Annotated in this window: 14 protein-coding genes; 9 read left to right on the top strand and 5 right to left on the bottom strand. The window is 70.9% G+C overall.

The window, feature by feature from the left end:
- Positions 1 to 17 precede the first annotated feature (17 nt).
- The 4 genes from lysS (at position 18) to FH608_RS35635 (ending at position 3,966) form a co-directional block, all read left to right on the top strand.
- Entirely contained in the window at positions 18 to 1,619 is a 1,602-nt protein-coding gene (gene lysS, locus FH608_RS35650) for a lysine--tRNA ligase (RefSeq protein WP_139634788.1), read from the top strand.
- Positions 1,620 to 1,668: 49 nt separating this feature from the next.
- A complete protein-coding gene (locus FH608_RS35645; RefSeq protein WP_139634787.1) occupies positions 1,669 to 2,199 on the top strand; it encodes an AAA family ATPase in 531 nt (176 codons plus the stop codon).
- 63 nt (positions 2,200 to 2,262) lie between these two features.
- Positions 2,263 to 2,991, top strand: coding sequence for a glycosyltransferase family 2 protein (locus tag FH608_RS35640; RefSeq protein ID WP_139634786.1), 729 nt, complete (start codon positions 2,263 to 2,265; stop codon positions 2,989 to 2,991).
- Positions 2,992 to 3,003: 12 nt separating this feature from the next.
- Positions 3,004 to 3,966: a ketopantoate reductase family protein gene (locus FH608_RS35635; protein ID WP_139634785.1), complete on the top strand. Its 963-nt coding sequence runs from the start codon at positions 3,004 to 3,006 to the stop codon at positions 3,964 to 3,966.
- A 42-nt stretch (positions 3,967 to 4,008) separates the two neighbouring features.
- On the opposite strand, the gene FH608_RS35630 is transcribed toward FH608_RS35635, so the two are convergent.
- Positions 4,009 to 4,536 carry a DUF6886 family protein gene (locus FH608_RS35630; protein WP_139634784.1) on the bottom strand — a complete coding sequence of 176 codons (528 nt, stop codon included), beginning with the start codon at positions 4,534 to 4,536 and terminating at the stop codon, positions 4,009 to 4,011.
- Positions 4,537 to 4,609: 73 nt separating this feature from the next.
- Here FH608_RS35630 and FH608_RS35625 point away from each other — a divergent pair, with 73 nt between their 5' ends.
- On the top strand, positions 4,610 to 4,990 hold the full coding sequence (locus tag FH608_RS35625) for a hypothetical protein (protein WP_139634783.1): 381 nt from the start codon (positions 4,610 to 4,612) through the stop codon (positions 4,988 to 4,990).
- A 44-nt stretch (positions 4,991 to 5,034) separates the two neighbouring features.
- On the opposite strand, the gene FH608_RS35620 is transcribed toward FH608_RS35625, so the two are convergent.
- On the bottom strand, positions 5,035 to 5,463 hold the full coding sequence (locus tag FH608_RS35620; RefSeq protein WP_226900186.1) for a hypothetical protein: 429 nt from the start codon (positions 5,461 to 5,463) through the stop codon (positions 5,035 to 5,037).
- 62 nt (positions 5,464 to 5,525) lie between these two features.
- Between FH608_RS35620 and FH608_RS35615 the strand changes: the two genes are divergently transcribed.
- Complete coding sequence (locus tag FH608_RS35615; RefSeq protein WP_139634782.1) at positions 5,526 to 7,427, top strand: sensor histidine kinase; 1,902 nt, start codon at positions 5,526 to 5,528, stop codon at positions 7,425 to 7,427.
- Positions 7,428 to 7,448: 21 nt separating this feature from the next.
- On the opposite strand, the gene FH608_RS35610 is transcribed toward FH608_RS35615, so the two are convergent.
- The 3 genes from FH608_RS35610 to FH608_RS51840 form a co-directional block, all read right to left on the bottom strand.
- The gene (locus FH608_RS35610) at positions 7,449 to 8,342 is read right to left on the bottom strand and encodes a TolB family protein (RefSeq protein ID WP_139634781.1); all 894 of its coding nucleotides are present in this window, start codon (positions 8,340 to 8,342) and stop codon (positions 7,449 to 7,451) included.
- 26 nt (positions 8,343 to 8,368) lie between these two features.
- Positions 8,369 to 9,109: an MBL fold metallo-hydrolase gene (locus tag FH608_RS35605; protein WP_226900185.1), complete on the bottom strand. Its 741-nt coding sequence runs from the start codon at positions 9,107 to 9,109 to the stop codon at positions 8,369 to 8,371.
- Between the two features lie 74 nt (positions 9,110 to 9,183).
- Entirely contained in the window at positions 9,184 to 9,327 is a 144-nt protein-coding gene (locus FH608_RS51840) for a hypothetical protein (protein WP_193318813.1), read from the bottom strand.
- Positions 9,328 to 9,700: 373 nt separating this feature from the next.
- Between FH608_RS51840 and rho the strand changes: the two genes are divergently transcribed.
- From rho to FH608_RS35590, 3 genes are all read left to right on the top strand, one after another.
- Entirely contained in the window at positions 9,701 to 10,804 is a 1,104-nt protein-coding gene (rho, locus tag FH608_RS35600) for a transcription termination factor Rho (RefSeq protein WP_193318812.1), read from the top strand.
- A 105-nt stretch (positions 10,805 to 10,909) separates the two neighbouring features.
- Positions 10,910 to 11,950, top strand: a complete 1,041-nt coding sequence (locus FH608_RS35595) for a putative RNA methyltransferase (protein ID WP_139634780.1) — start codon at positions 10,910 to 10,912, stop codon at positions 11,948 to 11,950.
- 144 nt (positions 11,951 to 12,094) lie between these two features.
- On the top strand, positions 12,095 to 13,855 hold the full coding sequence (locus FH608_RS35590) for a S9 family peptidase (protein WP_139634779.1): 1,761 nt from the start codon (positions 12,095 to 12,097) through the stop codon (positions 13,853 to 13,855).
- Positions 13,856 to 13,945: the final 90 nt, after the last annotated feature.

Genomic DNA, 13,945 nt, shown 5'->3' with positions numbered 1-13,945 from the left:
CCCGCGAGAATGGCGCGATGGTGGAAAGTGGCGAGACCGACTGGGTCTCCAGGTTCGCGGACGAGGTCATCTCCGAGTCGGAGCGCCGCGCGCCCGGGAAACCGGTGGTGTGCGCCTCCGGCCTGAGCCCGTCCGGCCCCATCCACCTGGGCAACCTGCGCGAGGTCATGACCCCTCACCTGGTCGCCGACGAGATCCGGCGGCGCGGCGTCGAGTGCGTGCACCTGCTCTCGTGGGACGACTACGACCGCTTCCGCCGCGTGCCGGCGGGCGTCGACCCGTCGTGGGCGGAGCACATCGGCAAGCCGCTGACCTCGGTGCCCGCCCCTCCGGGCAGCGCGTACGGCAACTGGGCCGAGCATTTCAAGGCCCCCATGATCCAGGCCCTGGAACAGCTGGGCGTCGAATACCGCGGCATCAGCCAGACCGAGCAGTACACGAGCGGCGCCTACCGCGAGCAGGTCCTGCTGGCCGTGCGCGAGCGCGCCAGGATCGACGCCGTGCTGTCGCGCTACCGCTCGAAGCAGGTCGAGGACTACTTCCCGTACAAGCCGTACTGCGACCTGTGCGGGCGCGACCTGACGACGGTCACCGCCTACGACGACGCGACCACCGAGCTGGCCTACACCTGCGAGTGCGGCTTCGGCGAGACCGTGCGCCTGGCCGAGCACGACCGGGGCAAGCTGGTGTGGAAGGTCGACTGGCCGATGCGCTGGGCCCATGAGGGCGTCGTGTTCGAGCCGTCCGGGGTCGATCACCACTCCCCCGGCTCGGCGTGGATCGTCGGCGGCCAGATCGTGGGCGAGGTGTTCGGCGGGCGGCAGCCGATCGGCCCCATGTACGCGTTCGTCGGCATCACCGGCATGGCCAAGATGAGCAGCTCCAAGGGCGACGTGCCGACCCCTGCCGACGCCCTGGAGATCATGGAGGCGCCGGTGCTGCGCTGGCTGTACGCCCGCCGCAAGCCGGCCCAGTCGTTCAAGATCGCCTTCGACCAGGAGATCCAGCGGCTCTACGACGAGTGGGACGCCCTGGGCCGCAAGGTCGAGGAGGGCCGGGCCCAGCCCGCAGAGCTGGCCGCGTACGACAGGGCCGTGCGCACGGCGGCGGCCCCGCTGCCCGCGACCCCGCACCCGGTCCCCTACCGGACGCTGGCCTCCATCGTGGACATCACGACCGGCCACGCCGAGCAGACCCTGCGCATCCTGCGCGACCTCGACGGGATCGACTCGCTCGACGCGGCCCGCCCGCGCCTGGACCGGGCGCAGCGCTGGGTCGACGGCCACCTGCCCGCCGAGCAGCGCACCCGCGTGCGCGAGGAGCCCGACGAGGAGCTGCTCGACTCGCTCGGCCCCGAGGAGCGCGAGTCGCTGCGGCTGCTCGCCGACGGCCTGGACGACTGGTCGCTCGACGGGCTGACCGCGCTGGTGTACGGCGTGCCGAAGCGCCAGGCCGGGCTGCCGGCCGACGCCCAGGCGACACCCGAGCTGAAGGCGGCGCAGCGGGCCTTCTTCGCCCTGCTCTACCGCCTGCTGGTGGGCCGCGACACCGGCCCGCGCCTGCCCACGCTGCTGCTGGCCGTGGGCGCCGACCGCGTCCGCAAGCTGGTGGGCGCCTGAGAGGCGGGCGGCGTGGTGGTCGTGAACGAGCGGGGGGCCTGGTGACGGCGTGAAGGGTGCCGTGGTGATCACCGGCGTCTCGGCCGCCGGCAAGTCGACGGTGGCGCAGGCCCTGGCCGAGCGGCTGCCGCGCTCCGCGCACGTGCGGGGCGACGCGTTCCGGCGCATGATCGTCGGCGGCCGGGCCGAGATGGCCCCCGAGCCCGCCGAGGAGGCGCTCCGCCAGCTCCGCCTGCGCCACCGGATAGCGGCGAGCACTGCGGATTTGTATTTCAAAGCCGGATTCACACCAATAGTCCAGGACATCATTATCGGAGAGGACTTGAAATGGTTTACGAATTTAATTGACACCCGGCCTCTTCATGTATTCGTCCTCGCCCCCGATCCGGAAGAGGTGGACCGCCGCGAGCGCGCCAGGGCCAAGACGGGATACGGCGGCGGATGGACGATCGCCCAGCTCGACGCGGTGTTGAGGCACGAAACCCCGCGCATCGGCCTATGGCTGGACACCTCACGGCAAACGCCGCCGGAGACCGTCGACGAGATCATCCGCAGGGCCGCGGAAGCGGAGGTCAGGTAAAAGGACGGGCCAATGCAAGGCACTGTCAAGTGACTTGCATGCGTGTCGGGTGACCTTTGGCACATGAACAAGCAGCCTTTCGCCGCCAGCGTCAGTGTCATCGTCCCCGCGATGAACGAGGCCGAGAACCTCCCCCACGTCTTCGCGACGCTGCCCGACTGGATCGACGAGGTGATCCTCGTCGACGGCAACTCGTCCGACGACACCGTCGCCGTCGCGCGCAGGCTGCGCCCCGACCTCCGGGTCGTCGTGCAGAGCCGGCGGGGCAAGGGCAACGCCCTCATCGAGGGCTTCCAGGCCGCCCGGGGCGACATCATCGTCATGATCGACGCCGATGGCTCGACCGACGGCCGGGAGATCCACTCCTTCGTCACCACGCTCGTCAACGGCGCCGACTTCGCCAAGGGCTCCAGGTACGCCCCTGGTGGCGGCTCGGACGACCTCAGTCCGATCCGCTCGCTCGGCAACAAGGTCCTCACCGGGCTGACGAACGTCCTCTACGGCACCCGCTACACCGACCTCTGCTACGGCTACAACGCCTTCTGGGCCTGCCACCTCGACGCCCTGGAGCTCGACTGCGACGGCTTCGAGATCGAGACCCTGATGAACGTGCGCGCCGCCCAGGCCGGCCTCATCATCCGCGAGGTCCCCAGCCACGAGCGCTCCCGCATCCACGGCGTGAGCAACCTGCACGCGGTGCGCGACGGCTGGCGCGTGCTGAAGACGATCATGCGCGAGCGTACGCGCGGGTCCGCCGTCACCGCCCAGGCGCAAGTCGCGCTGGCAAAGTGACATCCTTGGACAATGCGCTACATAGTGATCGGAGCAGGAGCAGTCGGCGGCACCATCGGCGCCCGCCTCCACCAGGGCGGGCACGAGGTTCTCCTCGTCGCGAGAGGCGCCCACTACGAGGCGCTCACGCGTGACGGCCTGCGCCTGATCACCCCTGAGTCCACCGAGACCCTCCACATCCCCACCGCCTCCGGCCCGGTGCCGGCACGCGACGACGACGTGCTCGTCGTCGCCACCAAGTCGCAGGACACCATCGCCGCGCTCGACGGCTGGCCGTCCGAGCTGCCCGTGGTGTGCGCCCAGAACGGCGTCGACAACGAACGCACCGTCCTGCGGCGCTTCGAGCGCGTTTACGGCATGTGCGTGTGGCTGCCCGCCCTGCACCTGGAGCCCGGCGTCGTCGCCGCGCACGCGTACCCCTACTCCGGCATGCTGACCGTCGGCCGCTATCCCCAGGGTGTGGACGAGCTCGCCCGGCGGATCGCCGGCGACCTGAGCAAGCGCGGCCTCGTGGGCCTGGCCGAGCCCGACGTCATGCGCTGGAAGTACGGCAAGCTGATCGGCAACCTGGGCAACGCCGTCGAGGCGCTCGTGGGCCACGTGCCCGGCATGGAGCAGGTGGTCGAGCAGGCGAGGGCCGAGGCCAGGACCGTGCTCGGCAAGGCAGGGATCGCGTACTCCACGCCCGAGGAGGAGGCCCGCGTACGCGGCCACAAGGTGGAGGTGCGGGCCATCGAGGGCGTCAACCGCGGCGGCGGCTCGTCGTGGCAGAGCCTGGCGCGCGGCAGCGGCTCCATCGAGGCCGACTACCTCAACGGCGAGATCGTGCTGCTCGGCCGCCTGCACGGCGTGCCCACCCCGGTCAACGAGGTGCTGCGGCGCGAGGCCAACCGAGTCGCCAAGGAGAAGCAAGAGCCAGGCTCGATGACGCTGGAGAGCCTGCTGGCCCTCATCGGCGAGCGTTCCGCGACCTGACCCCCCTGAGCGGGCGTTCCGCAGCCTGATCCCGCTGAGACCTCAACGGCGGGCGTTCCGCAGCCTGATCCCGCTGAACTCCAGCGTGCTCTCGATCACCTCGTCCCAGAACGGCCACAGGCTGGGCAGCACCCTCAGCTGGATCCCCGCCTCCTCGTGCAGCTCGAACAGGTCGCCCACCCGCTCGGGCGGGCCGAGCGGCGTCACGGGGACCGTGGACACCATGGCGTTGGGCGGGTCGCCGATGGGCTCGAAGTCGGCGGCGGCCAGGCGGTAGGCGTACAGCTCCACCTTCCGCAGGGCCTCCAGCCAGCCGTACTCGATGGCGTGCACGCGCTCGCCGCAGCCCGCGCCGATGATCCGGATCCTGTCCTCCTGGGTGGTGCGCGGCCCCACCCAGGCCATGGCCCGCGGGCAGGCGCGGGGAAACCAGTAGTCGGGGCAGCGGTCGTGGCCCACCGCCCAGACGTACGCCTCCTTGCGGGCGGAGGTCGGCGCCACGTGCGGCGCGAACCGCTCGATCGTCGGGTCCTCCGAGAAGTGCAGCACTTGCCCCTGCTCAGGTCTCATGAACGCCATGATGGCGCATATCCCGCCGGTGCCCGGGCAGTGTAAACCCCTCTGACGACAAGGGGTGAGTTGGATGATCGTGCTGGGACTGATCTTGGTCCTGCTCGCCGGCGCCGCCATCGCCTGGGTCCTGACCGAGGAGAGCGCCAGGTACATCCTGTTCGGATACGCCTTCGAGCCCGATCACGTGGAGACGTTCCTCGTGGGCGCCGCAACCGGAGCGGTCCTGCTGCTGGGGCTCTGGCTGCTGGGCTCGGGCTCGCGCAGGTCCGCCAGGCGCCGCCGCAGGCTGCGCGGCGTGAGGGCCGAGGCCTCCAGCCGGGTGGCCCGGCTGGAGGACGAGAAGCGGGAGCTCGAACGGCGGCTGGAGAACGGCCCCAAGGAGACCCGCCCGGAGGACGGCGACCGCCTCGTCGCCCGCGGCTCCGAGGACGCCGGACACCAGCTCAAGTGACCGGCGCGGCCCGGCGGCTCAGGTGACCGTCACGGCCCGGCCGCTCAGGTGGCCGGCTCGGCCTGGCGCGAGGGCAGGAGCTTGCCCTCGCGCCACAGCGCGTACCCGGTGATCAGCGCGCCGAGCCCCTCCCAGAGCCCGACCCCGAAGAACTTGCCGGGCGCCGCCCCCGTCAGCACCAGCGTCGTGAACACCGTGAACGTCACCAGCCGGAACGGCACGGTCCAGCGGAAGAACGGCGTGTAGTCGGCCGAGGCCGCGAAAAGGTAGTAGACGCCCATGTTCACCGCCGCCATCGACGAGGCGGCCATGTAGACCGGCGTGTAGTCGCCCGCCGCCCGTACGTCCAGCACCTCGAAACCCAGCATGGCCAGCAGGATGTCCGGGGAGATCAGCCCCAGCAGACCCAGGGCGAAGGACAGGAACCCGAAGACCGCGATGGTCCAGCCGGGAAAAGAACGTGGAAGACGCACAGAAATCCTTCCAAAGGGGGGTGTAATCTGCGAGGCGCTCTCATCATGCACCCGGAGGTCGCATGCCCCCCTCGCGTGGCCGTCCCATCGCGGTGAAACTTCTCGTCCTCCTGCTCGTCCCGCTCCTGTCCCTGGTGGGCCTGTGGGCGTTCGCCGCGGTCCTGGCCGGCGGCGACGGCCTGCGGCTGCTGGACATCAACGACCTGGCGAACAACCTGGCCGGGCCGTCGGAGCAGGTCAACGTCGAGCTGCAGGACGAGCGGCAGGTCTCGGTGGAGCTCCTGGTCAACGGCCAGGGCGCGGCCCGGCTGGCCAAGCAGCGCGCCGAGACCGACAAGGCCGTGGCGGCGTTCCGTACGGCGTCCAAGAGCGTGCGCGACCTGCCGCCCGCGATGACCACGCAGCTCACCGCGCTCAACACCCATCTCGACCGGCTCGCCGGGATCCGCCGCCAGATCGACGGCGGGACCGTCGCGCCGCTCGACGTGATCGACGACTACAGCCAGATCGCGGACGCCTCCTTCCGCCTGTACGACGCCATGGTCCTGGTGCCCGACATGGCCATCTACAAGCAGGCTCGCGCGATGACCATGATGGGCGAGGCCAAGGAGCTGCTGTCCAGGGAGCGGGCCGTGGTCGCGGTCGTGCTGGCCAGGGGCAGGGTGGACGCGCGCGAGCGCGAGGCGTTCACGGGCATGGTGGCGACCAGGCGGCTGCTGTTCGACCAGGCGCTCTCGCGCCTCGACGGCGGCCTGCGCGGGCCGTACAAGCGGCTGGCCGAGTCGCCGGTCTACCGCGAGTGGCTGGACGCCGAGGACGCCATCCGCGGCCAGGCGGCCATGAACGGCCTGCCCGCCACGGCCGCCACCTGGCCCGTCGACGGCGAGAACCTGTGGAAGGCGACCGACCGCAACCAGAACCAGGCGGTGCGCGCGATCGTGCGGCGGGTGACGCCGGCGGCCGTCGGCATGCTCGTCAAGGTCGGCGTGGCGGGCGGCGTCGGCCTGATCGCCGTCGCCGCCTCGATCATCCTCTCGCTGCGCTTCCGCAAGCGGCTCGTGCGCGAGCTGGCCGGGCTCCGCGACGCCGCCACCGAGCTGGCCGAGGTGCGGCTGGCCGGCCTGATCAAGCGGCTGCGTACGAACACGGCGCCCGTCACCGCCGACGAGGTGGCCCCGATCGAGGTGAGGACCAACACCTCAGAGGTGCGCGACATCGTCCAGGCGTTCAACGACGTCCAGTCCACCGCCGTCGCCGCCGCCGTGGACCAGGCCAGGCTGCGCGACGGCGTCAACCAGGTCTTCGTGAACCTGGCCAGGCGCAACCAGTCGCTGCTCCACCGGCAGCTGCTCCAGCTCGACAGCATGGAGCGGGCCACCGAGGAGCCGGACGAGCTGGCCGACCTGTTCAAGCTCGACCACCTCACCACCCGCATGCGCCGCCACGCCGAGAGCCTCATCATCCTGTCCGACCAGGCCCCCGGGCGCGGCTGGCGCAACCCGGTGCCCGTGCTCGACGTGCTGCGCGCGGCCGTGGCCGAGGTGGAGGAGTACGAGCGGGTCGAGGTGCTCCAGCCGCCGCCCGTCGCGCTGCTCGGCGCGGTGGTCACGGACGTGGCCCACCTGATGGCCGAGCTGATCGAGAACGCCACGCTCTTCTCCCCGCCCAAGACCAAGGTGGACCTGCGCAGCGCGACCACGCCCCACGGCCTCATGATCGAGGTCGAGGACCGCGGTCTCGGGCTGCCGCGCGCCGAGCTGGACGAGCTCAACGAGCGGCTGGCCAGGATGCCGGAGTTCGACCTGGCGCAGAGCGACCGGCTCGGCCTCTTCGTGGTGGGGCGGCTCGCGGCCAGGCACGACATCAAGGTCACCCTCACGCCCTCGCCGTACGGCGGCCTGACCGCGATGGTCGCGCTGCCCTCGTCCCTCCTCGCCGACCAGCCGGCCATGAGCGCCCGCTAGCCGCATCGCCCCTCGGGGTGATTACGGCAGGACCTGGAGGAGCGCGTGCTTCCTGGCCCTGGTCGGCTCGTCGATCCGCTGGACCGGCCGGCCCGCGCTGTCGAGCACGACCAGCACGTTGCGCGCCGGGGCGGCCGCGCCCGACTGGCCGCCCGTACCCGCCGTACGCGCCACGAGGCGGCCGTCACGCAGGTAGAAGGCGCCGAGTTGGCGGCCCTTGACCGGCACCCGCTGCCGCTTACCCGTCGCCATGTCGACGACGACCGGCGTGAACGTGCTGGGCCAGGTGCCGTCGCCGACCTCGTCCGGGCCGTCGGGGATGGCGATGATCGCCTTGCTGCCGTCGGGAGACAGGCTCTGCACGTGGTTGACGTACCGGACGCCCTTGACCTGCGTGCTCCTGCCGGTCTTGGCGTCGAGGCGGTAGAGGCCGTCGCCCTGGCCCGTGTGGCCGGCGAGGTAGCGGCCGTCGGCCGACCAGGCGAGGTGGCAGACGCCCTTGGAGGTGCCCAGTTTGCGCGGGGCGGCGCTGCCGTCGGCCTTGACGGCCATGATCCTTCCGCCCCGGGCCGGGTAGGCCACCGTGGCCGAGTCGGAGGACCAGACGGGGGTCATGCACGGCGTGCCGCCCCGGAGGCCGCGCACCAGCGTGGTGGTCCTGCCGTTCAGGCTGACCTGGAGGTCGCCGCCGTCGGTCACCCAGGCCGCCTTCGTGCCGTCGGGCGACGCGGCGAACCGCTGCGTGGCGCCGATCCTGGCGAGCGTGCTCCACTCGCCGTTCGCGTACCGCGTGAGCTGATGGCCGAATCCCGCGTAGACGGCACCCGACAGGTCAGGTGCCGGCGCCGCCGAGGCCGCCGTCGAGAACACCAGAGCGGCGCCGAGAGCCGCGCCGATCACAACGTGTGTCTTCATGACTACACATCGTGCCGCGCGTCCGTTCAAAGACGCAGGAACGGCTCGCCGAAATGCGCTGTAGCGAGGATCGCCCGCTCTGCCCGGAGTCGTCCGAGTACGTCTGTTCGGGTGCGCGCGGCCGCCTCCTGGTCGTCGTCGTAGACGTACCGGATGGATGGGTCGTCGAGCTGCACGGGGTGGAGGACGAGATCGCCGGTCATGGCGACGTCGCCGACGCGGACGATCTGGTGGCCGGGGGTGTGGCCGGGCGCGAGGTGCACGTGGACGCCCGGCGAGACCTCGGCCTCGCCCTCGACGGCGTGCAGCTGGTCCTTGACGGGGGTCAGCAGCGCGTCCAGCGCCGGGCCCGGCGCGGCGTCCAGCTCGGCCTGCTGGAGCACGTAACGGGCGTTCTCGAACGCGGGCCCGCCGTCGGCCACCATGCCGCTCGCGTGGTCGCTGTGCAGGTGGGTCAGGATGACCGTGCCGATCTCGGCGGGCGCGACGCCCGCGGCGGCCAGCTCGCCCGCCAGCGTGCCGGGGACCGGCGCCCAGCTCGCGGCCGGCGAGTCCGTGCCGCCGATGCCGGTGTCGACGAGCGTCAGCCGACCGGCCGCGTCGCGGATCAGGTAGCAGTGGAAGTGCAGGATCCACGGCTCGTCCGCCAGCCCGGAGCCGGGAAACGTCTCGGCGAGCGGGCGGCGGATCGCCGGCCCCATCGGGCCTACGGCGTCGCAGAGCGGCGTCACCTCGACGCCGGACAGGCTTATCGCTTCGTGTGGCACGCGCCCAGACTAGCCGCGTACCGGCGGTTCGCCCGGATGGTCCGGACTCGGAACAGGCGGCGAGCGGGCGTGGATCAGGCGGCCACGGGCTGACGCGGAACGAACTCGTTCTCGATGTCGGCGGCGTAGACGGCGCGGCGGCAGTGCGCGCACCGGTACATGATCGGGCCTTCGTCCAGCTCGTGGTGGCACCGCGGGCAGTGGTTGACGGTCTTCATGGGTGCTCCCCCAAGGAGTTCTGCTTGTCCCTATGGAACCCTCACCGAGTTGCAGGCGCCCTGCAGGTCGCTTGATGGGGGTTCCGGCACGGCGAGCGCGGTAATTTTCCTCGCGGTACGGTGCCGAGAAGAACATTGTCACGCGCCCCGTCCCGCACTCGTGGCAGAAACTCCGGGAACAGCCCGGGAATAGCCCAAGAGGGCTAGGCGTTTACTGGACCAGATGGTGTGGTATCTTGCCACCAAGCGTTGAGCTTCCGCTCCGCTGGTTCTCATCTGAGTCTCGCCCCGCTCTCGCGTGGGCCGGCTTTCCTTTCAGTACCGCGCCCGACCCGGTGCCGGGTCCTGCGCATTTCCCCCAAAGGGGTTCACCATGTCTGTGCACACCATTCCAGAACAGCGCGCGGACGCGCCCGTCCGCCAGGTGGAAGGTCTCCTGGACGTACGCGACAAGTCCGCGTTCCTCCGGGCCGAGCACCTTCCGGGGCCTGGCGACGTGCGCGTGCCGCCGGAGCAGGTACGGCAGCTCGACCTGCGGCCCGGCGACCACGTCGTCGCGTCGTTCGCCGGGAAGAAGTTCGTCGGCGTCTCGTCGGTCAACGGCGACACGCGGTGGCGGGACCGTCCCCGGTTCGCCGAGCTGACCCCCGTACACCCCGCCGAGCGGCTCGTCCTCGAGACCGAGTCGCTCAGCACGCGCGTCGTCGACCTCTTCGCGCCCATCGGCAAGGGGCAGCGGGGCCTCATCGTCGCGCCGCCCAAGGCCGGCAAGACCATGGTCCTGCAGGCACTCGCCGCCGGGATCGCCCGCAACCACCCCGAGGTGCACCTCATGGTGCTGCTCGTGGGCGAGCGGCCCGAGGAGGTCACCGAGATGCGCGCCTCGATCGCCGGCGAGGTCTTCTACTCGACCTTCGACCACCCCGACCGCGACCACACCGCCATCGCCGAGCTGGCCGTCGAGCGCGCCAAGCGGCTCGTCGAGTCGGGGCGGGACGTCGTGCTGCTGCTCGACTCGCTGACGCGGCTCGGGCGCGCCTACAACAACCTTGCGCCCGGGGGCGGCCGGGTGCTCACCGGCGGGATCGACGCCGGCGCCCTCTATCCGCCCAAGCGCTTCTTCGGCGCCGCCCGCAACGTCGAGGGCGGCGGCTCGCTCACCATCCTCGCCACCGCGCTGGTGGACACGGGCTCGCGGATGGACAACAACCTGTACGAGGAGTTCAAGGGGACGGGGAACATGGAGCTCCACCTCGTCCGGGAGCTGGCCGAGCGGCGGCTCTTCCCGGCCGTGGACCTGGACGCCTCGGGGACCCGGCGGGAGGAGATCCTCCTGCACGCGGAGGAGCGGCAGGTGGTGTGGCGGCTGCGCCGGATGCTGACGGGGCTCGAGAAGCAGCAGGGTCTCCAGATGCTCGTCGACAAACTCCGTTCCACCCCGTCCAACGCGGTCTTCCTCGCCACCGCTTCTCAGTGATCTTTTACGGCGTGATCTTTTACGGCGGAGCCCACGAGAGATCTTCCCGTCGCGGGCCGAACCCCATCGGAAGCGGTCCTCCAGAGGTGGACGAGAATGGGCGGCATGTTGGGCGACATCGTCGAGTACCTTGCCTGTCCCGTATGCCGGGCCGGTTTCCGGCTCGATGCGACGGCGCTGCGGTGTGCGCGAGGGCATGCGTTCGACGTGGCCCGGCAGGGCTATGTCAGCCTGCTTGTAGGTAACAAACCGCCCGGAACGGCTGACAGCCCCCAAATGGTGGACGCGCGGGCACGATTTCTCGACGCCGGTCACTACGCGCCGCTACAAGACGCAGTAGCGGAAACCGTACGAAAGTACGCATGCAACAAGAACGTTCCAGCAAAACATGAGTACTCCACCGAAACGAATGACGGCGCGGAGCTGAAGGCGTACCGTGGGGCGCAAGTGGAGGCCGGTTACGGCGCGGGGTCGCATGGTTCCGCGTACGAATCGGAAAGTGAAGACGGTCGTCGCGTGGCGGGCAGGGTCGCGCCGGTGATCGTCGACGCGGGCGCGGGCACCGGGCACTACCTGGCGGCCGCGCTCAACGCGATGAACGATGGCATCGGGATGGCGTTCGATGTGTCGAAGCACGCTGTACGCCGGGCGGCGCGGGTGCATCCCAGGGCAGGGGCGTTCGTGGCCGACGTGTGGCGGCCGCTCCCCATCAGGGATGGGGTGGCGGATGTGGTGATCGACGTGTTCGCGCCCAGGAACGGGCCGGAGTTCAGGAGAATCCTGCGGCCTGGTGGCGTCGCGGTGGTCGTGACCCCGTCAGGGCGGCACCTGAGCCCGCTCGTCGAGGAGCTCGGCCTGCTCTCCGTGGACCAGGAGAAGGAGCGCAGGCTGGCACGCAGCCTCGAGGGGTTCGTGGAGTCGGAGCGCCGCTCGATCGAGTTCGAGATGGAGCTGGGGCATGACGAGATCGCGCAGGTGGTCGGGATGGGCCCGAGCGCGTGGCATGCCGATGCGGGCGAACTGGCCGAGCGAATCGCGGGATTCACTTCGCGGAATGTCGCGAATAGACAACGAAAAGTAGTAACGAGAGCGTCGTTTCATCTGTCTATCTTCGAGCCCGCACTACGATCAAGACCTGCTCCTTGACGTACGCGTGCGACTGGTGTTGCTGATGGGGTATTTAGTCCGAAATTCCCCCACATTCCCTGAGAATTTCCCCGGCACAGGCGTAATACTGGACGGCATCCCGCGCCCAGAGGCGCGGGACATCAATGGGAGGGGGCGCGCGGGATGAAGGCGGAGGAACGCTGGCAGGCCAGGTTCCGGGCGTCGCGCATGACGCTGCCGTCCTGGGCGCGTCAGGCCCCGAACCGCTCCATCTACCGCTCCAACGCCACCGGAACCTGGGAGGTCTACGCCTGGGACCGCGTGACCGGCGCCACCCGCCAGGTCACCGACCGCCCCAAGGGCACGGCGTACGCGGCCATCGACCCCTCCGGGCAGTGGATCTACTGGTTCGCCGACACCGACGGCGACGAGTTCGGCGTGTGGTGGCGCCAGCCGTTCAACGGCGGCCCCAACGAGCCGGTCGCGCCCGACCTGCCGCCGGGCCAGCCCTGCGGCATCGCCCTGTCCACGACGGGCGTCGCGGCGATCAGCCTGGCCAGCGAGGGCACGTTCAGGATCCATCTGGTTCGCGACGGCGAGCCGGCCAGGCTCCTGTACGAGCACACCGAGGCCGCGTGGGTGGCCGACATGTCGCTCGACGGCTCGCTTATCGCGATAAACCATGGCGAATACGGCGACTTCCGTCACCCGGCGCTCCGCGTCGTCCAGCAGAACGGCGAGACCGTGGGCGAGCTGTACGACGGCCCCACCAAGGGCGTCGTCGGCCTCAGCTTCGCCCCCGTCGTCGGCGACCGCCGCCTGCTCGCCCTGCACGAGCGCCGCCGCCGCCACGAGCCCCTGGTGTGGGACCCGGTGACCGGCGAGCAGCGCGAGATCTGGCTGAAGGACGCCGGCGACCTCGACGCCGAGTGGTACGACGACGGCCGCGCCCTGCTCATCCTGCGCGACGACCGCGCCCGCAGCCACATGCACCGCTACGACCTCGCGGGCGGCGTGCTGAAGCCCATCGAGACGCCGCACGGCGTGATCGACGAGGCGGCTCCCCGGCCCGGCGGCCACGTCGAGTACTCCTGGTCGAGCGCCTCGCGCCCGCCGGTCATCCGCTCCACCAACGGCCAGTTCGTGGTCAACCCCGCAGGCCCGCCCGCCCCGCCGAGCGTCCCGGTCGAGGACCTCGACGTCGAGGGCGAGGGCGGCCGCATCCACGCGCTGATCTCCAAGCCGGAGGTGGGCGTCGCCCCGTACCCCACGGTCTTCCTGCTGCACGGCGGCCCGACGGCGCACGACCGCGACGCGTTCTCGCCCGAGGTGGCCGCCTGGGTGGACGCCGGGTTCGCGGTGGTGCGGGTCAACTACCGCGGCTCGACCGGGTACGGCTCCGCCTGGCGCGACGCGCTGCGCGGCGACGTCGGGCACATCGAGCTGGCCGACGTGGCCGCCGTACGCCAGTGCGTGGTCGATCGCGGCATCGCCGACGAGGCCAGGATCGTGCTGGCCGGCACGTCCTGGGGCGGCTACCTCACGCTGCTCGGCCTCGGCACGCAGCCGGACCTGTGGGCGGCCGGCATCGCGGCGGTGCCGATCGCCTGCCACCAGACGTCGTACGAGGACGAGGCCGAGAGCCTGCGCGCCTACCACCGCGCGCTGCTCGGCGGCTCGCCGAGCGAGCAGCCCGAGCGGTACGCGGCCAGCTCCCCCATCACCTACGTCGACCAGGTCAAGAGCCCGCTGCTGATCCTCGCCGGCGAGAACGACACCCGCTGCCCGCTGCGCCAGATCGAGAAGTACGTGGCCAAGCTGGCCGAGCACGGGCGCGAGCACGAGGTCTACACCTACGACGCCATCCGCGGCTCCCTCGTGGTCTCCGAGCGGATCGCGCAGATCGCCCTCCAGCTGGAGTTCGCGAGGAAGCACGTCAGCTAGACCCCCGGCGCCGCCGGCGGACGCGCGGCACCGAGCTCCGGCCGGCGTACGGCTCCCGGGCGTCGGCGGGCGCGGCGCGTCCGGCGGCCG

It is taken from the genome of Nonomuraea phyllanthi (genome assembly GCF_006334985.2).
Classification (GTDB): domain Bacteria; phylum Actinomycetota; class Actinomycetes; order Streptosporangiales; family Streptosporangiaceae; genus Nonomuraea; species Nonomuraea phyllanthi.
The sequence above is the reverse complement of the archived record's forward strand: the minus strand, read 5'-3'. Positions and strand labels throughout refer to the sequence as shown.